This window comes from Clostridium carnis (assembly GCF_054657435.1).
The window spans coordinates 1586183-1607166 of sequence record NZ_BAAHYS010000001.1 but is presented as its reverse complement, the minus strand read 5'-3'; the positions used below and the strand labels follow the sequence as shown (position 1 = coordinate 1607166).

Genomic DNA, 20984 nt, shown 5'->3' with positions numbered 1-20984 from the left:
CCTAGAGATCAAATTTTGAGTATAGCATCTATATTGCTATTATTATAAATTGATTTTGGATATTTATTTATTAATATTTGAGCATATTCTTTACTTTTTATTATATTAATATCTTTATATGCCAGTGCCAATTTATAATAACTCTCTTCTATATAGTTCCCATTTTCGTAAAGGCTTATATACTCCTCAAAATATTTTATAGAAGCATTTACATCTTTAAGTTTATCCTTTGTTGAAGCAATTAAAAATAATATATCATCATTTAAATAACTTTCTTTTGAGTAAGGTAATGATTTTTCTAACAAATTACTTGCCTCAACATACTTCTCTTCTTTAAAATATGTTGTAGCTTGTATATAATTTTGTTTTACCTCTTCTAGTGTTAAAGACTTTTCTTTAATTTCTAAATTCTTTTTCTCACTTGTAACAATACTTTTATTATCATGATTTTCTGTTTCTTTTGATGCTTCTTCCTTATTTATATTATTTTCTATAACTGTATTTGGACTAACATCATTGGCTTTAGCTTTATAGTTAATAGCTTTATTAATTATAAAGGCACCACCACTAATACATATAATTAATATAATAACTATAGAAAGAATTATATTTTTTTTACTTCCACTTTCTGAAAATGAATCTATTTCTTTTATTATTGATTTTGCAGTATTATTTTCTTTATCTATTACTAATACCTTATTTATATATATCTTTGCTTGATCATACTGACCTTTTCTCAAGTAACATATTGCAAAGGCATTATTTACTTTAATTGAATTAAAATCACTTTTAGTACAAAGTGTAAGTATTTCTATAGCATTATCTATTTTTAAGGCTTTTATTAATTCCTGTGCTTCATTATAAAGATTTAATCTTTCATAATCATCTTCTGCATCCTTTATATAAGATTTAGCCATATTATCATTATTATAATCTTTATTAATTTTCCATACTGTTATTGCTTCTTTTAGATCTCCTTTAAGATATAAAAGAAGACCCTTCAAATTCAATAATTGAGGGTTTTTCAAATTTTTAGATATACCTAATTCACAATGTTTTAATGACTTCTCTAACTGGCCATTATGATATAGTCTCTCTGCTTTTTCATAATCTTTTCTTGTATTACTCATAATAACTCCCTTGATTTCCTATATATAAAATATGAATCCTAGCACTGCCGCTAATACAATTACTAATATAGGATGTACTTTTTTTGAAATTAACACTACTCCTATTATCGAAGTTATTATTAAACTCTTTAAATCTAAATAAGACTCCTTAGCTAATCTTAGAAATGCAGATATTATAAGTGCTATTAGTACTGGTCTCATTCCCATAAGTGCTGATTTAACTATAACAGAATTTTTAAATGTGCTTAAAACTCTACTTACAATAGATACTAAAATAAATGATGTAATTACTACACCTAACGTTGCTGCAATACTACCTAAAATACCACTTACTTTATATCCTACAAATGTTGCAGAATTTATAGCTACTGGTCCTGGTGTCATTTGTGATATTCCAATTATATCCATAAATTCACTTATATTAATCCAACTATTATTTGTTACTATTTCTCTCTCTATAAATGGAAGCATTGCATATCCTCCACCAAAACTAAAAGCTCCTATTTTGAAAAATGCAATAAATAATCTAACTATCATCTCCATTATTTTACCCTCTTTCTTAGAAATACAACGCCAAAAATTGCTGATAATAATATAACAATCACAGGATGTAAGTTAAATATTTCTAATGCTATAAGAGCTATTATTATTGTTATTATTGTAATTTTGTTTTTTTCTAATCCCTTACTTAAGCTTATTGCACCTACTAATACAAGCATAGGTACAGCTGCTGTTATTCCTTTAAATGCTGCATTTACATAATAATTATTTCTAAACTGCATAAAGAAAGCTGCAATTAAAGTTATTATAGTAAAGGATGGTAATACAACCGCTATTAAAGCCATTATAGCTCCTAATAATCCACCTATTTTGTATCCTAAAAAAATTGAGCAGTTAACCGCTAATGCTCCAGGTAAACTTTGTGAAACTACTAATATATCCATAAACTCCTCTTTATCTATCCACCCTTTATTTTTAACTACTTCCTCTTCTATAAGTGGAATCATTGCATATCCTCCACCGAATGTAAAAGCTCCAATTTTAAAAAATGCAATAAACATTTCAATTATTTTTTTCATAATTCACCACCATACCTTAATATTTTTATTAACTATTTATTATTTCTATACAACAGGAAAAAGTCGCATATTATAGTATGCGACTTTTTTTATATTAAAATTATTCTTGTTCTAAAATTATCTTCTTAGCTGTTAAAATTGATGTTGCACTCATTGAGAACTCATCTAAACCATATTCAACTAATGTTGGTATAGCAGCTTCATCCCCTGCCATTTCTCCACACATTCCTACCCATTTTCCATGCTTATGAGCACCATCGATAGTCATTTTTATTAATCTTAATACAGCTGGATGCATTGGGTTATAAAGGTATGATACCTTTTCACTCATTCTATCAGCAGCTAATGTATATTGAATTAAGTCATTTGTTCCAATTGAGAAGAAGTCTACATATTTTGCTAATTCATCAGCATAAACAGCAGCAGCTGGTATTTCTACCATGATACCCCATTGAATTTCTTCTGAATAAGCTATTCCTTCAGCCTTTAATTCAGCTTTACATTCTTCTACAAATTCCTTAGCAGCCTTAAATTCCTCTAATCCTGAAATCATTGGGAACATAACTGCTAATTTTCCATAAACAGATGCTCTTAATAAAGCTCTTATTTGAACTTTAAATATGTCTTTTCTATCTAAGCATAATCTTATTGCTCTATATCCTAAGAATGGATTCATTTCTTCTGGTAATGGTAAATATGGAAGAGTCTTATCTCCACCGATATCTAATGTTCTTATAACAACTTGTTTACCATTCATTATTTCAAGAACTTTCTTATATGATTCAAATTGTTCTTCTTCAGTTGGAGCACAATCTCTATCCATGTATAAGAACTCAGTTCTAAATAAACCAACACCATCTCCACCATTAGCAACTACTGCTTCAGCATCTGCTGGTGAGCCTATATTACCACAAACTTCCACTCTCTTACCTGACTTTGTAACAGTTTTAACATCTATAAGCTTTTTAAGTTCTTCTTGTTGTGCTAAGAACTTTTCTCTCTTTGCTGTATATTCATCTATTACTGATTGTTCTGGATTTATTATACAAACGCCTTCTATACCATCAACTATTACCATGTCTCCATTTTTAACAGTTGTTGTTATATCTTTTAATCCAACTATTGCAGGAATTTCTAATGTTCTAGCCATAATAGCTGAATGTGAAGTTCTTCCTCCAATGTTTGTTAAAAAACCAGTAACTTTACTTCTATCTAATTGTGCTGTATCTGATGGTGTTAAATCATGAGCAACAACTACAGTATTAGCTTCAGTAATTGCAAATGCATCTCCACCTCTTCCTGCTAAGTTTGAGATTATTCTCTTAGAAACGTCCTTAATATCAGCCGCTCTTTCTCTCATATATTCATCTTCCATTGATTCAAATATCATTACAAATGTATTTGTTATGTTTTCAACAGCTTTCATAGCATTAGTACTGCTTGATTCTATTTCTAATAACATTCCGCCTGTAAATTCTGGATCATCTAGTAAAGTTAAGTGAGCTTCGAAAACTTGTGCTTCGTGTTCTCCTATTTCTGCTAAAGCCTTATCTCTTATTGCAGCTAATTGAACCTTTGAATCATCTAAAGCCTTTTGTAAAGTTTCCTTTTCAGCAGCTATATCAGAAATCTTTGTATCTGTTATTACTATTTCTTCATGTTCTTGTAAAAATACTTTTCCTATTGCATAACCTTTAGACGCAGCTATACCTTTTTTCATTTCCAAGATTCCTCCTTAATAATAACTATAAAATTTAATCTAAATACTATTAAAATTTATAGAAACACTAATCTAGTTTATTTATTACAACTATTAAGTATTATATCATATTTTTTGTCTATGTTAATAAAAATACACATATTTTTTATTATTTTCGCACAATTTATTCTTCTATTTTTTGCATTTTTTACATTTATTAATTTCACAATATAATTTAGCGAAAAATTTTTCACAATTTTTCCATAGTTTTTTTGTTTACCTTTCCAAATTTTCTGACTTTTTTAATTATTTTTATACTTTTCTCTACATAATAAGTTATAATAAATATTATTATATTTATGAGGGGGTCCTGTTAATATGATTATTAAATGTATAAATAATACTCTTTGCTCATCTATTACAGTTGGTAAAGAATATCCAGTTATTGAAGAAGGTCCTAATTATTATGTTATCTTCGATGATGAACTTAATGAAATAACAACTAAAAAAGAAAGATTTACAATTATTGAAGATAATGATTTATCTAAAAAAGCTAAGGCTACAATACATGAATTGACATATCAACTTAATAATGATTTTGCTGATATAAAGGATTTTAAAACTAGGAAAAATTCTAAGGGTGAAATTAAAGAAATACTAATAAAATTTAAATATGAATAAAAAGGTGGCATTATAAGCCACCTTTTTATAAGTCATCTATTAGTGCTCCAGCTTTTGCATATGCTGTTGATTTAGCTTCAAAGAAATCTGTTTTTACTGAATTTGCGTCTGCTAATATATCAACCCATGCAGCTGGATTTTCTGTATATTCATCATATAGCGGCTCTAAGCCTATTCTCTTCATTCTTAAATTTCCTAAATATTTAATATAATCTTCTATTAATTTTTTATTAATCCCTTGAATATTGTCTCCTATAACATAATGTCCCCAAGCTATTTCATGTTCAACTCCAACTCTCATCATTTCCTTTAGTTCTTCTTTTACTTCATCTGTAAATATTTGAGGCTCTTCTTGTTGAAGTTCTTTTAATATATTCCTAAAAAGCCATAAGTGAGTATTTTCATCTCTATTTATATATCTTATTTCTTGAGCTGAGCCTGGCATTTTTCCATTTCTCTCTAAATTATAGAAAAACATAAACCCTGAGTAGAAATATATCCCTTCTAATATATAATTAGCCATAATAGTTTTTAATAATGTATTTTCATTTGGGTTTTCTAAGAAATTATTATATAAATCTCCTATAAACTTATTTCTTTCTAGTAATATTTTATCATCTTTCCATTGATATAAAATTTCATTTCTCTTCTCTGGTGAACATATTGTATCTAACATATAGCTATAGCTTTGTGAATGAACAGCTTCTTGGAAAGCTTGAATTGTTAAACAAAGGTTAACCTCACTTGCAGTTATATAATTATTAATATTAGAAAGATTAGCTGTTTGTATTGAATCTAAGAATATTAAAAATGATAATATTTTATCATAAGCCGTTCTTTCTTCTTCTGTTAACTTATTATAATCTTTTAAATCCTGTGAAAGATTTATTTCTTCTGGTATCCAAAAATTATTCATAGCTTGCCTATACCAATCTGAAACCCATGAATATTTCATATTATTAAAATCATTTAAGTTTGTAGTATTTCCATTTATTATTCTCTTTTTTGATGTTTCTATATCTCCAAACTCATTAAAAAGAGGTTTCTTATTTATATTCATCCGTTACCCTCCAAATTAAAATTAAGCTGAACAACTTTCACAATCACTTACAGTTAATGACTTTGATCTTACATAATATATAGATTTTACCCCTGATTTGCACGCTTCTATATAAAGGTTCATTATTTGTCTCATAGTGTAATCTGTAGTTATATATAAATTGAAAGATTGACCTTGATCTATATGTCTTTGCCTAATTCCATTAATTTTTACACACCATTTTTGATCTATGTTATAAGCTGAATTATAATACCAGTAATTTTCCTCATTTAACCCTGGTGCTGTTTTTGGAATTATACTTCCTTTTTTCTCTTCTAGCCAAAATCTCGCCATTACTGGATCTATTCCTTCTGATGTTCCTGCTATAGTTGCTGTGGAACCATTTGGTGCAACAGCCATAATATATCCATTTCTCATTCCATAAGTATTGATTTCTTCTCTTAATTGATTCCAATCCTCTGAATCATAGCCTCTTAATGAAAAATACTCTCCATTTTGCCAATCTGATCCTTCAAAGCATTTATAAGCACCTTTTTCTTTTGCAGTTCTCATACTAGCTTTTATTGCATGATAATTTATTCTTTCATAAACTCTATCTGCAAACTCTAGATGCTCCTCTGCTGTCCAATGTATTAAATTGTTTGCCAGCATATGATGATATCCACTAGTTCCAAGTCCAATAGCTCTATATTTTTTATTTGTAACTTCTGCAAAAGGAACTGAATAGTAATTTAAATCTATAACATTATCCATAGCTCTTATCTGTGTTTCTACAACATATCCTAGTTCTTCATCATTATTTACATCTACATTACCTAAAACTACTGACGAAAGATTACATACTACAAAATCTCCAGCTTTTATATTTTCTACAATTATAGTGTCTCCATTTTCATCTTTTATCTCTGAATTTTGAATCTCCATTGGACTCATATTCTGCATTATTTCTGTACAAAGATTTGATGAGTAAATAATTCCTTTATGCTTATTTGGATTCATCTTGTTTACTGTATCTCTATAAAAAGCAAACGGAGTTCCTGTTTCTGCTGCACTTTTTATAATTAATCTTACTATATCTTTAACTGACATTACTCTTTTACTTATTCTCTTATCTTCTATACAATCTTTATATCTTTTTTCCCATTCTTCTCCATAGAAATCTTCTAAAGAGTACCCTTTAACTAATCTGATTTCATGAGGGCACATCATATACCAATTTGCATCTATATCATTTTCTGCAAGTTTCCAAAATAAATCTGGGTAACAAAGCCCTGGAAAAACATCATGTGCTTTCTTTCTATCATCACCATTATTAGTTTTTAATTGAAGAAACTCTGGTAAATCCTTATGCCATGCATCTAACCAAATTGCAACTGAACCATTTCTAACTCCTAATTGATCAACAGCTATAGCTGTATCATTAAATAATTTTACCCATGGAATAACACCACCTGAAGCTCCTTTAAATCCTCTAATAGGAGATTCAAGACCTCTTACCTTTCCTAAGTATATTCCCATTCCACCACCAAATTTTGATACTTCTGCAAAATTGTCTAGTGATTTATAAATTCCTTTTAAACTATCATCAACTACATCTATAAAGCATGAACTTAGTTGATAAAAAGGCTTTCTGGCATTTGACATTGTTGGTGTTGCCATTGTAGCCTTTAAAGAACTTAATACATCATAAAATCTTTTAACCCACTCTACTCTATTTTCTTTTTTTTCTGGAATTGCTAAATGCATAGCTATTCCCATAAACATTTGTTGTGGAAGCTCTAAAGTAGCTCTATTAAAATCTTGAACTAAATATCTTTTTGCTAAAAGATTTATTCCACTGTATGTAAATAAAAAATCTCTCTCTGGTTTAATTTCACCTTCAAGAATTTCTATTTCTTCCTTAGTATAATTCTCTAATATATATTTACCATATAATCCTTTATTAGTTAAATCAACTATAAAGTTATATAATCCACTATATAACTCACTATGATTTTCTAGTCCTCTATTTTCTTTTATTTCATCATATAGTTTAAATACATATAATTTTGAAGCAGCATATTGCCAAGCCGGTTCTATATCTGATGTTAACTCTAACGCCACTTGAATTAATGACTCTCTTATTTCATCTTCATTCATATTAGGTCTAATTATATGTTTAAAAGCATCTATTAATCTTTCCTTGGTATAAATACCTGCTTCATTTTTTATTCCATCAATTGCCAAACTGCAAATATTATTTAAGTAGTGCATACTTTTCCCCTTCCACTATATATAGTATGTATATATACTATAGTTCCCATCTCTATACAATATATAGCCTATTATAAAAAACTTTTTTATCTTTGTAAAATTAGAAAATTAACTCTACACAAAGAAAAAAGGAGATATATAATTAAATACCTCCTTATTTTAAAAGTATTGATAACTTTTATTTGTTGACTTTTTTATTTTTCTAATATTTATTGTTTAATCACTTCTAGCCACTCTGCTTCTTTAAATCCAACTATAACTTTATTATCAGTTATTAGTATTGGTCTTTTTACAAGCATACCATTTGATGCTAATATTGATATTAATTCTTCTTTTGGTAATGACTTAACCTTATCCTTTAATTCCATTTCTCTATATAACTTTCCAGATGTATTGAAAAATTTATTAATTGGTAATCCACTTTTCTCTATCCATTTACTTAACTCTTGTTCTGTTGGATTATTTTCTACAATATGTCTATCATTAAATTCTACGCCATTACTACTTAAAAATTTCTTTGCTTTTATACATGTTGTACATTTAGGATATTCAATAAATAAATAGCTCATTTCCACTCCTCCAATAATTGTTCTTTAATAATATTAATTATATCACCTTAACAGATAATATTACAATATTACTTTTTAGGTATTAGTAAATACATTTTAAACATATCTCCTTCTACCTGGATATTAATTTTCCCATTATGAAGTTCAACAATACTTTTAGTTATTGCTAATCCCATACCAGATCCTTCTATAGATGATGTTCTTGATTTATCTGCTCTAGCAAATCTTTCAAATATGTCTTCTGTATTAAAGTCCATTTCATAATTCGATATATTTTTAAATGAAATCTCTACATGATCATCATTATCTAAAATAGAAATATAAACTCTAGTATTATCTAATGAATATTTTAAAGCATTTATAATTATATTTTCAAAAACTCTAGACATTAGTTTTCCGTCTAATTTAAAGAATATTTCTTCTTTATTAGTTGTAACTTTAAACTCTATATTTTTTTCTTCATATAAATTACAATACTCTCCTACAACTTGATGAACTAATGATACTATATCTACTTCTGATTTATTAATTGTCATTTTTCCACTATTTAATTTAGAAACTTCAAATAAATCTTCTATTAGCGTTTTTAATCTCATTGATTTTTGTTCTAATATTTTTAAATAGTCTTTTCTCTCCTCTTCAGTTATATTCTCATCATTTAGTATATTTACATAATTTATAATTGAAGTTAATGGAGTTTTTAAATCATGTGATACATTTGATATTAATTCTGTTTTAAGTTTCTCATTTTTAATTTTTTCGTTTAAAGCTATTTTATATCCATCTTTAATTTGATTTATATTATATACTAATTCTTTTACTTCTCGTTCTCCTATATCATTTAAATTATGTTCTAAATCTCCAGAATTAATCTTCTTAAGTCCATCGTTTATTATTGAAACATCAAGACTTTTCTTAAGAGAATATATAACGCAAACTAAAGGTATTAATACTAATATAAGGGTTCCTTTAAATGGATATCTAGTTAAAAATGTAACTAAAACATTCTGGTTTCTTATACCTGCAACTAAATATAAATATGCCACTATTACTACAATAGAGCCTCCTATTGAAATTAGTATTTTATTTCTGGTAGTTTTATATTTAAGACCATATTTTAATACATAAATAAGTCTACTCAATACTTTTATTTCTAAATGAATATTTTTCCTATTAAATATAATATTTATAATTATTTTTAATAATAAAATTATAGTTACTATTGTTGATAATATTATTAGCTTAGCAGTTAAACTATCTGCCCTTACTAAATAATTATATCCAGAAGGATATTTATAATATACTTCTGTATAATCCTTAATACTTTTATTTTTCAAATCATCATCATTAAAAGCAACATAATAATTAAATTTTTTAACATTATCTATAGTTGTAGCTTTTAATCCATTTTCATCTATATATGAATGTATTTTTTCATCCATTATCTTAGTATTATATTTATATGAGGAGATATAATTTTTCATATTTAAATCATTAGTCACAAAATTGCCAGTTTCTTTATTGAAAATTATGTAAAACATATTTTGATCATAATAATTTTTTTCAACTAAATAAGAATTCTCAACTTCAATAGGTTCAATATATTGAAGATTATTTGTGGTATCATATATATAGTGAGCTAACTCTCTACTATCATAATAAATCATTGATTCAATATAGCTATCTTTATCAAGTAATGCATCAAAAGATCCTGCTCCTATATCTGAAAAGGAATTATTTAATGATTGATAATACCCAATAATAGTACTGCACATTAAAATTATGCATATTACTATCTCAATTCCCCATACACCTTTAATATAATTTCTAATCTTCTCTTTCAATTTTATAGCCAACTCCCCATACAACTTTTATATATTCTGGTTCCTTAGTATTAATTTCTATCTTTTCCCTTATTCTTCTTATATGAACTGTAACAGTATTTTCACTTCTATAAAAAGGCTCTTCCCATACTTTTTCATATATTTCTTTAATAGAAAATACTCTACCTAAATTTGCAGCTAAAAGTTGTAATATTTTAAATTCTGTTGCTGTTGCTTTAACCTCTTCGCCTCTTAATATTATTGTCTTTTCTTTATTATTTATAATCAAATCTTTAACTTCTATTATGTCTGGACTTTCTTCCTCAAGCTCTAATGGTTTTTGATATCTTCTTAATTGAGATTTAACTCTTGCAACAAGCTCTAAATGATTAAATGGTTTGGCAATATAATCATCTGCTCCTACATTTAATCCCAATATTTTATCGCTATCTTCACCCTTAGCTGATAGCATTATTATAGGTAAATTTTTCTTTTCTCTAATTTTTAAGCATGTTTTTATACCATCAAGTCTTGGCATCATTATATCTAAAACTATAAGGTGTATTTTTTCCTCATCTAATATTTCTAAGGCTTCTATTCCATCTTTAGCCTTAAAAATTTTCATACCTTCACCTCTTAAATATATATCAATTGCATCACGAATCTCTTTTTCATCATCAACAACTAAAACATTAAACATATTTTCACCCCTTATCTATATCATATAAATATGATAACTTATATTTTAATAATTTCCTAATGATAAAAATTACATTTTTATTAAGATAAATTTTTGTTAATTTCTTTCTTAAATTCACATATAATTTGGTGTATAATTACATAAGTTGATATTATATATGTAATGCATAAGATTAAGGAGTTTATTATGGTCTCAAAAGTTACTTTAAACAAACACGTTATCTTAGACTTCATCCTAATTTTTATAGGATGCCTAATTGCATCTCTAGGAGTTAATTTATTCTTAGTAAATGCTCAATTATTAAGTGGTGGAGCTACTGGTGTTGCTCTAATACTCGAATACATAGCTGGAATTTCTTCTGGTATAACTGTATTCATTTTAAATATACCACTATTTTTATTAAGCTTTAAAATGCTTAGTAAAAGATTTACACTTTATTCTGCAGTTGGAATGATTTCTTTGTCTATTTCTCTTATAATAACTAAACCATTTTCTCATTTAGTAAGGGTTAATGATATCTTACTTTATTGTTTATATGGTGGATTATTATGCGGTCTAGGCTATGGTCTGGTTTTTTTAAGGAATGGATCTACAGGTGGTACAGATATCATTACAATGCTTGTTAGAAAAAAATATTCTACCTTTGAAATAGGAAAACTTAGTTTTGCTATAAATTGTATAATAATTATTATTGGTGCAATAATTTTTGGTCTTCCTAAAGCACTTTATACTCTTATATCAATATTTGTTCAAGGGGTAGTTGTTGATAGAGTAATAAATGGGTTTAATAGTAAAAAACTTTTACTTGTACTTTCTGAAAAAGAACAAGATATTATAGATTACGTAATTAAAGACTTACATCGTGGTGCTACTTCACTTATAGCTGAAGGAGAGTATACACATCAACTAAAGAAAATGCTATATATAGCAGTAACATCATCTCAAATGATTAGTTTAAAAAATAAAATACTAAAAATAGATCCAAAAGCATTTATTACTATAATAGATGTTTCTGAAGTAAACGGTAAAGGCTTCCACAAAATATAATCTATACTACTAAATAATAAATGCATATATAAAAATCCATACATTTGATATTATTTCTTTATAGTACACAGTTTAAGTAATAAAAATATCTACTATAAAGAGTAATTCAAAGTATGGATTTTATTTTTATTTTATTCACAACTAATATTATCTTATCCACAATTTATATATATCTTCATTATATTTTGAGGATAACTTTTAAGTTTTAAAACTACTTTTTTAATGATTCTAGATATAATTTTTGACCTTGTTTATATAAATTTTCACCTCTTGTATCAATTACAACAACTAGCGGTAAATCTTTAACTTCTAATCTTCTTATAGCTTCTGCCCCTAAATCTTCATATGCTATTATTTTTGATGAAACAATGCTTTTAGCTATTAATGCTGCTGCTCCACCAATAGCTCCAAAGTAAACAGCTTTATTTTTAACTATAGATTTAACAACTTCTTCATTTCTTTCACCTTTTCCTATCATTCCCTTTAAACCTAAGTCTAAAAGTTTCGGAGAATATGGATCCATTCTATAGCTTGTAGTTGGTCCAGCTGAGCCTATTACCGCTCCCTCTTTAGCAGGACTTGGACCTACATAATAAATAATCTCATCTTTTATGTTTATTGGAAGTTCTTTACCTGAATCTATTAATTCAATTAATCTTTTATGAGCTGCATCTCTAGCTGTATATATTATTCCTGAAAGCAAAACTCTATCTCCAGCTTTTAAATCTGATATTTTCTCTTTTGTTAATGGAGTTATTATTCTTTTATCCATCTATCTTCCTCCTATAATATAACTTCTTTATGCCTTGTAGCATGACAATTTATATTTACTGCTACAGGAAGCCCTGCTATATGAGTTGGATAAGTTTCAATATTTATCCCAAGAGCTGTAGTTTTCCCACCAAACCCTTGTGGTCCTATTCCAAGTTCATTTATTTTTATTAATAGCTCTTCTTCTAAATCTTTATAGAATTTATTTTTATTCTTAGTATCTATAGGTCTTAATAATGCCTTTTTAGCCAGATATGCAGCCTTATCAAAAGTTCCTCCTATTCCAACTCCAACTATCATTGGTGGACATGGATTAGGGCCAGCATCTTTAACTACTTGTATAATAAAATCTTTTACCCCCTCTAATCCATCTGCTGGCTTTAACATTTTAATTTTACTCATATTTTCAGAACCAAATCCCTTTGGCGCAATAGTTATTTTAAGACGGTCGCCTTGAACTATATCATAATATATAATAGCTGGTGTATTATCTTTTGTATTAATTCTATCTATAGGATCTTTAACTACAGATTTTCTTAATAAGCCTTCATTATAGCCTTTTCTTACACCATTATTTATAGCTTCTTCTAGACTACCACCTACTATATGTACATCTTGTCCAATTTCTATAAATACACAAGCCATTCCAGTATCTTGGCACATTGGCATTTGCTCATCCCTAGCTATATCTGAATTTATTATTATTTTATCTAAAATATCTTTTGCTAAATCAAAGGTTTCCTCTTCTTTTGATTTAATTAATGCATCCTTTATATCTTTGGACAAATTATAATTTGCATCAATACATAATTTACTTACTGCCATTACTATTTCATTTATATGTATCTCTCTCAATCTTCTTAACCTCCCGTAAAATCTTTTAATTTATATTTTTCAATACATTTTTACACTCAATTATCTCCCTTTTAATACATATTCTCTCTTCTCCTCTTATATTTTTCTATTACCTCTATAAAATAACATAAATAGAACAAAAAAAGAATCTATATTCCTTACTATATAGATTCTTTTCTACAAATTTCCCTGGAAATATATTTATGATGCTATATTATTACTTGAATCTTCATCAAAATATTTATCAATTCCTAATGAGATACCTTCTACAATAGCATTTTGATGTTCTTCAGTATGTAATTTTTTATCTTCATCTGGATTAGATAGAAAACCACATTCTACTAAAACAGATGCACCTTCATATTTATCTCTTAATATTAAATATGCTTCTCCCGCAGCCTTAGCAACCCTTTTATTGTTATCTTTTATGGTATCTCTCAATGAGTTTTGTATATTATCGGCCAATTTCTTACTTATATCATTTGAAGAATACCAAACTTGCGCTCCATAACATTTTGTTTGCGGAAACATGTTTTGATGTATTGATATAAATACATCACATTTTGTTTCTTTCTTCAACTCACATCTTCTTTTTAAATCATCTCTCTTTTTTTCTCTTATTGTTGATCCCTTTTCATGTAATCCATCATCAGTTTCTCTTGTTAAATACACCTTATATCCTCTTTTTTCTAATGACTCCTTAAGTTTTAAGCTTATTTCTAAATTTATATCTTTTTCTATTGTCCCAGATTTAGACTGTGCTCCTCCATCAAATCCTCCATGACCTGGATCAATTAATATAATTTTCTCTTCTTTAGTATTCATAGTAGCATGTACTTGTACTATAGGAACCATTAAAATTGCCATCAATACTAATGCTGATTTTATTTTTCTCATTTGTTTCCCTCCATAATATATTATAAATATTTATTTAATTAAACAATTATAAAAATATTATGCCCATTTAATTTTATTTTTTACATATAAAATTAAAAAGAACTAAAACATTTAAGTTTTAGCTCTTTAAGAATTTATATTTAACTATTTTCTATAACACTTTCTGCTATATTTGTTGAATGATCACCTATTCTCTCTAAGTTGCTTAATAGGTCTAAGAATATAGTTCCTGCATATGCATTGCAAGTTCCATCATACAGTCTTTGTATGTGAAGTTCTCTATACTTCTTTTGAAGCTTATCTATTGAAGCTTCAACATCATTTATACTTCTTGCTTTTTCAACATCTCTATTTTGATAACTATCTATAGCAATTTCTAATGCTTGTATAGTTTTATCATACATTTTATGTAATTGTTCGCAGGCATGATCACTATACTCTAGCTTCTTAGAAATTTTTTGTGAAGTTAAATCAGCAATATTTTCTGCATGATCACCTATTCTTTCAATATCATTAATTACATGGAAAGTTGCAGCAACTATTCCTCTTTCTTTATCTGATAAATCACACTTAGAAAGTTTAACTAAATAATTAGTTATAACTTCATTTAAATTGTTTATAACAGCTTCATTGTCATAAACTTTTTGAACCATTTTTTCATCATTATTATCAAATGAACTTATTGCAAGTTCTAAACTCTTCTTAGCTTTATTAGCCATTCTTATAGTTTCTTTCTCAACTTGACCTGCTGCTATAACAGGAGTTTCTAATAATCTATCATCAATATACTTTGGACCTGGTTTATCTTCTTCATCATCTCCAGGAATAATATTATTAACTACTTTAATTAACAATCCAGTTAATGGTAACATTATCATAGTATTTACTATATTAAACACTGTATGCGCATTAGCAATTTGTCTACTTACATCCCCAGGACTTATTTTTGATACAAAGTTTCCTAATACTCCACTTATTAATATAGGAATAAATATTAAAGTTCCACCTAAATTAAATATCAGATGTAGCATAGCTGCCTTACGAGCTGTTTTACTTGTTCCTACTGATGCTATCATAGCTGTAATACATGTTCCAATGTTACATCCAAATATAATTGGTAATGCATCATGTATGTTTATAGCTCCTGCTGTTGCTAAAGCAACAAGTATTCCTGTAGTAGCTGATGAACTTTGTAAAATAGCTGTTAATAATGCTCCAGCAATTATTCCTAAATACCATTTGCTACCTACCATTGTAAGAATTTGTTCAAATACTGGTGATGCAGTTAATGGCTTCATTGCCTCACTCATACTACCCATTCCAACAAATAATATACCAAATCCTAAAATTATATTACCTATATCTTTTCTTTTCTTTCCACTTGCAAACATAACCATAAATGCTCCAGCAAAAACAAATAATGGAGCAATTGTATCTAATTTAAATGCTACTAATTGAGCTGTTATAGTAGTTCCTATATTAGCCCCCATTATTATACCAGCTGCTTGAGCAAGATTCATTAATCCTGCATTTACAAATCCTACAACCATTACAGTAGTTGCACTACTACTTTGAATTACTGCAGTAACTGCTGCTCCAACTAAAACAGATATAATAGGATTTTTAGTTACTTTTTCAAGTATTGATTTTAATCCATCTCCAGCTGCATTTTCTAGGCCATCGCCCATTAATTTCATACCGTAAATAAAAAGACCTAATCCACCTAATAATTTAATAATAACCATTAATGACTCCAAGGTTTATTCTCCTTTACTTCGTTATTTTACAAACTAAGTTTACAACATTTTTTAACATTTGTTAAGTAATTAAACATACTTTTAACCTAAATTTAATATAAGAAACCTATATTTTTTTAATTATATTTAATTTTAACATTTATAAAAAAATAAAAGAAAATTTTTTGTTTTTTTCAGAAAAACAAATCCCACAACCATAGAGATTGTGGGATTTCTGTAACACCAAATATTATCTCTTTGAGAATTGTGGTGCTCTTCTTGCTTTTTTAAGACCGTATTTCTTTCTTTCCTTCATTCTTGGATCTCTTGTTAAGAATCCAGCCTTCTTTAATTCTGGCTTAAGAGCTTCATCTGATTTAACTAGAGCTCTTGATATTCCGTGTCTTATAGCTCCTGCTTGACCTGTAAATCCACCACCGTGAACGTTAACTAAAACGTCAAACTTATCTTTAGTTCCAGTTAAAACTAATGGTTGATTAACGATCATTCTTAAAGTTTCTAAACCAAAAAATGTTTCTATTTCTCTGTTATTTATAACTACTTTACCGTTTCCTGGTACAAGTCTTACTCTTGCAACTGATTTCTTTCTTCTTCCAGTACCCATGTATTGAACTTTTGCCATTTTTCTTCCTCCTCCCGAGCCTGTATTAGTACTTTAACTCAAGTACTTCTGGTTGTTGAGCTGCGTGATCGTGCTCAGCACCTCTATATACTTTTAACTTCTTAAGCATTTTTCTTCCTAAAACGCCTGTTGGAAGCATTCTTCTAACAGCTTCTTCGAAAGCAAACTCAGGTTTCTTTGCTAATACTTCTCTATATGGAGTTTCCTTTAATCCACCTGGATATAAGCTATGCTTTCTCATTAATTTTTGATCTAACTTCTTACCAGTTAAAACAACTTGTTCTGCATTGATTATGATAACAAAATCTCCACAGTCAACATTTGGTGTAAATGTTGGTTTATTCTTTCCTCTTAAAATTGAAGCAACTTGGCTAGCAACTCTTCCTAGTGGCTTACCAGCAGCATCAACAACATACCATTTTCTTTCAACTTCTTGTGCTTTCGCAATGTATGATTTCATCTTTTTCCCTCCCTGAACTTACATTGTGCTTTACTCTTTCAAGTACTGCATTTATGTCAAGACCCGGGGCTAGTGGATCTTATATACATAAATATTCTAACAAACATACATTATTATAATACACGCACACGGGCGTGTCAACATATTTTTATTATTATTTTTTAGTTTAATAAAAAACTTTTTCAAGTATTAAACCATTTGCAGGAACACACATACCTGCGCCATTTCTATCTTTATCTTCTATGATATTTTTAATATAGTTAGGCTTTATTTTGTTTGTTCCTACTAATAATAATGTTCCTACTATTATTCTAACCATATTATATAAAAAACCATCACCTGTAACAAATATTTTTATATATTCTCCATTTATTTCTATATGAAGATCTGAAATTGTTCTAATAGTAGTCTTAACTGAACTTCCACTACTTCTAAAAGCTTTAAAATCATGTGTCCCTACGAAATATGTACAAGACTCCTTCATAGCTTCTATATTTAATGATGTTTTAAAATAATACACATAATCATTACCAATAGCACTAGGTATATCTCTATTTAAAATAGTGTATGAGTATGTTTTCCCTTTAGCATTATATCTTGAATGAAATTCTAACTCTACCTCTTCTGATTTAATAATTACAATATCATTTGGTAACCTTACGTTTAGAGCCTCTCTAAACCTTTCAGATGGAATAGTGCTCATTGTTTTAAAGTTTGCTACAAAACCTCTAGCATGAACTCCTGAATCCGTTCTAGAACTACCTATTAAATCTACATTTTCACCAGTTAATGATTCTATAGCACATTCTATAGTTTCTTGTATAGTCTTTCCAATCTTCTGTTTTTGCCATCCTAAATAATTAGTCCCATCATACTCTATAACTAATTTTATATTTTTCATTATACTCACCTAAATCTTATTAAAATTTACATAAATACTCTAATTGATATACTACCAACTAAAAGAATTGTAAATACTATAAATGCTATATAGTCATTTGATGTAAAGTTTAATTGTTTCATTCTAGTTCTACCTGCTCCCCCTCTATATGCCCTAGCTTCCATTGCCATAGCTAACTCATCAGCTCTTCTAAATGAACTAATGAAAAGTGGTACTAATAAAGGTATTAAGCTTTTAGCTTTTTGTATTATACCGCCTGTTTCAAAATCTGCTCCCCTTGCTTTTTGAGCCATCATAATCTTATCTGTTTCATCCATTAAAGTTGGTATAAACCTTAATGCTATAGTCATCATCATAGCTAATTCATGTGCCATTTCTTTTCCTATAGGTTTTAATAATCGCTCTATCCCATCTGTTAATTCTATTGGAGATGTTGTAAGTGTTAAAACTGATGTACCCATAATTAAAAGAATTAATCTTAATGCCATAAATATAGCTGTTCTTATTCCTTCTTCATATACCTTTAAAAAACCTAATTCAAAAACTAATGTATTAACTGTTCCTTTAATCATAAATATATTTAAAATTGCGGTAAATGCGATTAAAAAGAATACTGGTTTTAATCCTTTATATAAATATCTTGGTGGAATTTTTGCTACATAAACTGTTAAAACTAAAAAGCCTATTATAAGTGCATAACCAACAAACTTATCTATTATAAATAAGCAAGCTATAAATAAAATCGAAAGTAATATCTTCGTTCTAGGATCTAATTTATGCACAAAAGTTTCCCCTGGTATATATTGTCCTATAGTTATATCCTTAATCACTTTCTAAGTCACCCCCTAATTGTTAGTAGAATTTAATATTCTTAAAAGTTCTTTCTTTCCTTGTTCAATTGTATATATATTATCTGATACATTAAAACCTTTATTTCTTAAAGCTCTCATTAAATATGTTACTTGTGGTACTGCAAGCCCTATTTTTTCTAATATATCTATTTCTTTAAAGACTTCTGATGGACTTCCTTGTAACGCTACTTTTCCTTTATTCATTACTATAATTCTTTCTGCTAGCTTACCTACATCCTCCATACTATGACTTACTAAAATTATAGTCATCTTATAAGCTTCATGAAGCTGCTTAATTTGAGCTAAAATATCATCTCTTCCCTTTGGATCTAATCCTGCAGTTGGTTCATCTAATATTAATACCTTAGGCTCCATAGCTATAACACCTGCTATTGCTACTCTCCTCTTTTGTCCACCACTTAAGTCAAATGGAGATTTATCCTTATATAAATCGTAATCTAAACCAACCATTTCCATTGACTTTTTTACTCTTCGTGTTATTTCTTCTTGTTCTAGCCCTAAATTTCTTGGACCATACTCTATGTCCTTTTCTATTGTTTCTTCAAATAATTGATATTCTGGATACTGAAAAACCAATCCAACTTTCTTTCTTATATCAGTTAATTTAACTCCAGCTGCTGTAATGTCAACAGAGTCTACAGTTATTTTTCCCTCTGTTGCCTTTAACAATCCATTCATATGTTGTATTAATGTTGATTTTCCTGATCCAGTATGTCCTATTAATGCAACAAATTCACCTTCATTAATTTCTAAATTTACTTTTTCTAATGCCACTTTTTCAAAAGGTGACTTAGGCATATATATATGTGTTAAATTTTCTATTTTAATTGACATAACGCATTCACCATCTCATCCACATTTAAAATATTTGTACTTATATTTACTCCACTCTTTTGAAGTTCATAACATAGTTCTGTAACTTGCGGAACATCTAACCCTATTCTTTTCATAGTTTCAACTTTTGAAAATACATCTCTTGGAATTCCTTCAAGAATTATTTTACCATTATCCATAACTATAACTCTATCAGCTTCTGCTGCTTCATCCATATAATGAGTTATAAGAATTATTGTTATACCATACTTCTTATTTATTTCTTTAATATTTCTTATTACTTCTTTTCTTCCTGATGGATCAAGCATAGCTGTTGGCTCATCAAAAATTATACATTTAGGTTGCATAGCTAGTATTCCAGCTATTGCTATTCTTTGCTTTTGACCACCTGAAAGCAAATGTGGAGCATGTCGCTTATATTCACTCATTCCAACCTTTTCTAAACTTTCATCTACTCTTTTTCTTATTTCATCGGGTGCAATACCTAAATTTTCTGGACCAAAGGCTACATCTTCCTCTACTATAGTTGCAACTAACTGATTATCTGGATTTTGAAATACCATTCCAGCACGTGCTCTTATATCCCATAAATTATTAGGATCTAAGGTATCTAATCCATCCACTATTACCGTACCACTACTTGGTACTAATAACGCATTCATATGTTTAGCAATAGTTGATTTTCCTGATCCATTATGGCCTAATATTACTAAAAACTCACCTTTTTTAACATCAAAGTTAACACCATTAACAGCATATCTTTCTTCTAATCCATCATGTACTTCATATTTAAAAGATACATTATTACAATTAATCATTGATTGTTCCATCCAAAGCCCTCCTTATAAAGTTACAATATATTCTTATTGCTATTAATTTTAAAAATTATATAAAAGTTTATACTGTGTATATACATTACATATAACAATATTATATTATATATAACTTCAATTACAATTACTTTAATTATATTT

Annotated in this window: 21 protein-coding genes; 2 read left to right on the top strand and 19 right to left on the bottom strand. The window is 28.0% G+C overall.

Annotated features, from left to right (window positions below; genetic code table 11):
- Positions 1-8: 8 nt before the first annotated feature.
- The 4 genes from ACYQ1T_RS07680 to ptsP form a co-directional block, all read right to left on the bottom strand.
- Positions 9-1130 carry a tetratricopeptide repeat protein gene (locus ACYQ1T_RS07680; protein WP_459833607.1) on the bottom strand — a complete coding sequence of 374 codons (1122 nt, stop codon included), beginning with the start codon at positions 1128-1130 and terminating at the stop codon, positions 9-11.
- Positions 1131-1148: 18 nt separating this feature from the next.
- A complete protein-coding gene (locus tag ACYQ1T_RS07675) occupies positions 1149-1673 on the bottom strand; it encodes a chromate transporter (protein WP_459833605.1) in 525 nt (174 codons plus the stop codon).
- Positions 1673-2209 (bottom strand): chromate transporter, encoded by a 537-nt coding sequence (locus ACYQ1T_RS07670; RefSeq protein WP_459833602.1) that lies wholly within the window; start codon positions 2207-2209, stop codon positions 1673-1675. The genes ACYQ1T_RS07675 and ACYQ1T_RS07670 overlap by 1 nt, the downstream gene beginning before the upstream one ends.
- Before the next feature lie 100 nt (positions 2210-2309).
- Positions 2310-3929 (bottom strand): phosphoenolpyruvate--protein phosphotransferase, encoded by a 1620-nt coding sequence (gene ptsP, locus ACYQ1T_RS07665; RefSeq protein WP_459833599.1) that lies wholly within the window; start codon positions 3927-3929, stop codon positions 2310-2312.
- A 357-nt stretch (positions 3930-4286) separates the two neighbouring features.
- On the opposite strand from ptsP, the gene ACYQ1T_RS07660 reads away from it, so the two are divergent.
- Positions 4287-4589 (top strand): hypothetical protein, encoded by a 303-nt coding sequence (locus ACYQ1T_RS07660; protein WP_459833596.1) that lies wholly within the window; start codon positions 4287-4289, stop codon positions 4587-4589.
- Between the two features lie 25 nt (positions 4590-4614).
- On the opposite strand, the gene ACYQ1T_RS07655 is transcribed toward ACYQ1T_RS07660, so the two are convergent.
- The 5 genes from ACYQ1T_RS07655 to ACYQ1T_RS07635 all read right to left on the bottom strand — a co-directional run bounded on the left by ACYQ1T_RS07655 (position 4615) and on the right by ACYQ1T_RS07635 (position 10994).
- Complete coding sequence (locus tag ACYQ1T_RS07655; RefSeq protein ID WP_459833593.1) at positions 4615-5649, bottom strand: ribonucleotide-diphosphate reductase subunit beta; 1035 nt, start codon at positions 5647-5649, stop codon at positions 4615-4617.
- Positions 5650-5670: 21 nt separating this feature from the next.
- Positions 5671-7902, bottom strand: a complete 2232-nt coding sequence (locus tag ACYQ1T_RS07650; protein WP_459833590.1) for a ribonucleoside-diphosphate reductase subunit alpha — start codon at positions 7900-7902, stop codon at positions 5671-5673.
- Positions 7903-8111: 209 nt separating this feature from the next.
- A complete protein-coding gene (locus tag ACYQ1T_RS07645; RefSeq protein WP_459833587.1) occupies positions 8112-8471 on the bottom strand; it encodes an arsenate reductase family protein in 360 nt (119 codons plus the stop codon).
- Positions 8472-8539: 68 nt separating this feature from the next.
- Positions 8540-10315: a sensor histidine kinase gene (locus ACYQ1T_RS07640; protein ID WP_459833585.1), complete on the bottom strand. Its 1776-nt coding sequence runs from the start codon at positions 10313-10315 to the stop codon at positions 8540-8542.
- Positions 10299-10994 (bottom strand): response regulator transcription factor, encoded by a 696-nt coding sequence (locus tag ACYQ1T_RS07635; RefSeq protein ID WP_459833582.1) that lies wholly within the window; start codon positions 10992-10994, stop codon positions 10299-10301. The genes ACYQ1T_RS07640 and ACYQ1T_RS07635 overlap by 17 nt, the downstream gene beginning before the upstream one ends.
- A 186-nt stretch (positions 10995-11180) precedes the next feature.
- On the opposite strand from ACYQ1T_RS07635, the gene ACYQ1T_RS07630 reads away from it, so the two are divergent.
- The gene (locus ACYQ1T_RS07630) at positions 11181-12041 is read left to right on the top strand and encodes a YitT family protein (RefSeq protein ID WP_459833580.1); all 861 of its coding nucleotides are present in this window, start codon (positions 11181-11183) and stop codon (positions 12039-12041) included.
- Between the two features lie 211 nt (positions 12042-12252).
- Here the strand turns inward: ACYQ1T_RS07630 and ACYQ1T_RS07625 are convergent, their stop codons facing one another.
- The 10 genes from ACYQ1T_RS07625 to ACYQ1T_RS07580 all read right to left on the bottom strand — a co-directional run bounded on the left by ACYQ1T_RS07625 (position 12253) and on the right by ACYQ1T_RS07580 (position 20840).
- The gene (locus tag ACYQ1T_RS07625; RefSeq protein ID WP_459833578.1) at positions 12253-12813 is read right to left on the bottom strand and encodes a Fe-S-containing hydro-lyase; all 561 of its coding nucleotides are present in this window, start codon (positions 12811-12813) and stop codon (positions 12253-12255) included.
- A gap of 11 nt (positions 12814-12824) precedes the next feature.
- A complete protein-coding gene (locus ACYQ1T_RS07620) occupies positions 12825-13667 on the bottom strand; it encodes a fumarate hydratase (protein ID WP_459833576.1) in 843 nt (280 codons plus the stop codon).
- A 201-nt stretch (positions 13668-13868) separates the two neighbouring features.
- Positions 13869-14564 (bottom strand): N-acetylmuramoyl-L-alanine amidase CwlD, encoded by a 696-nt coding sequence (gene cwlD, locus ACYQ1T_RS07615; protein WP_459833573.1) that lies wholly within the window; start codon positions 14562-14564, stop codon positions 13869-13871.
- 140 nt (positions 14565-14704) lie between these two features.
- The gene (locus tag ACYQ1T_RS07610) at positions 14705-16321 is read right to left on the bottom strand and encodes a Na/Pi cotransporter family protein (RefSeq protein ID WP_459833571.1); all 1617 of its coding nucleotides are present in this window, start codon (positions 16319-16321) and stop codon (positions 14705-14707) included.
- 229 nt (positions 16322-16550) lie between these two features.
- Positions 16551-16943 (bottom strand): 30S ribosomal protein S9, encoded by a 393-nt coding sequence (gene rpsI / locus ACYQ1T_RS07605; protein WP_459833569.1) that lies wholly within the window; start codon positions 16941-16943, stop codon positions 16551-16553.
- A gap of 25 nt (positions 16944-16968) precedes the next feature.
- Positions 16969-17403 (bottom strand): 50S ribosomal protein L13, encoded by a 435-nt coding sequence (rplM, locus tag ACYQ1T_RS07600; RefSeq protein WP_459833567.1) that lies wholly within the window; start codon positions 17401-17403, stop codon positions 16969-16971.
- A 166-nt stretch (positions 17404-17569) separates the two neighbouring features.
- The gene (gene truA / locus ACYQ1T_RS07595) at positions 17570-18304 is read right to left on the bottom strand and encodes a tRNA pseudouridine(38-40) synthase TruA (RefSeq protein WP_459833565.1); all 735 of its coding nucleotides are present in this window, start codon (positions 18302-18304) and stop codon (positions 17570-17572) included.
- Between the two features lie 26 nt (positions 18305-18330).
- Positions 18331-19134 (bottom strand): energy-coupling factor transporter transmembrane component T family protein, encoded by an 804-nt coding sequence (locus ACYQ1T_RS07590; protein WP_459833563.1) that lies wholly within the window; start codon positions 19132-19134, stop codon positions 18331-18333.
- 15 nt (positions 19135-19149) lie between these two features.
- Positions 19150-20010 carry an energy-coupling factor transporter ATPase gene (locus tag ACYQ1T_RS07585; RefSeq protein WP_459833561.1) on the bottom strand — a complete coding sequence of 287 codons (861 nt, stop codon included), beginning with the start codon at positions 20008-20010 and terminating at the stop codon, positions 19150-19152.
- A complete protein-coding gene (locus tag ACYQ1T_RS07580; protein WP_459833559.1) occupies positions 19995-20840 on the bottom strand; it encodes an energy-coupling factor transporter ATPase in 846 nt (281 codons plus the stop codon). The genes ACYQ1T_RS07585 and ACYQ1T_RS07580 overlap by 16 nt, the downstream gene beginning before the upstream one ends.
- Positions 20841-20984: the final 144 nt, after the last annotated feature.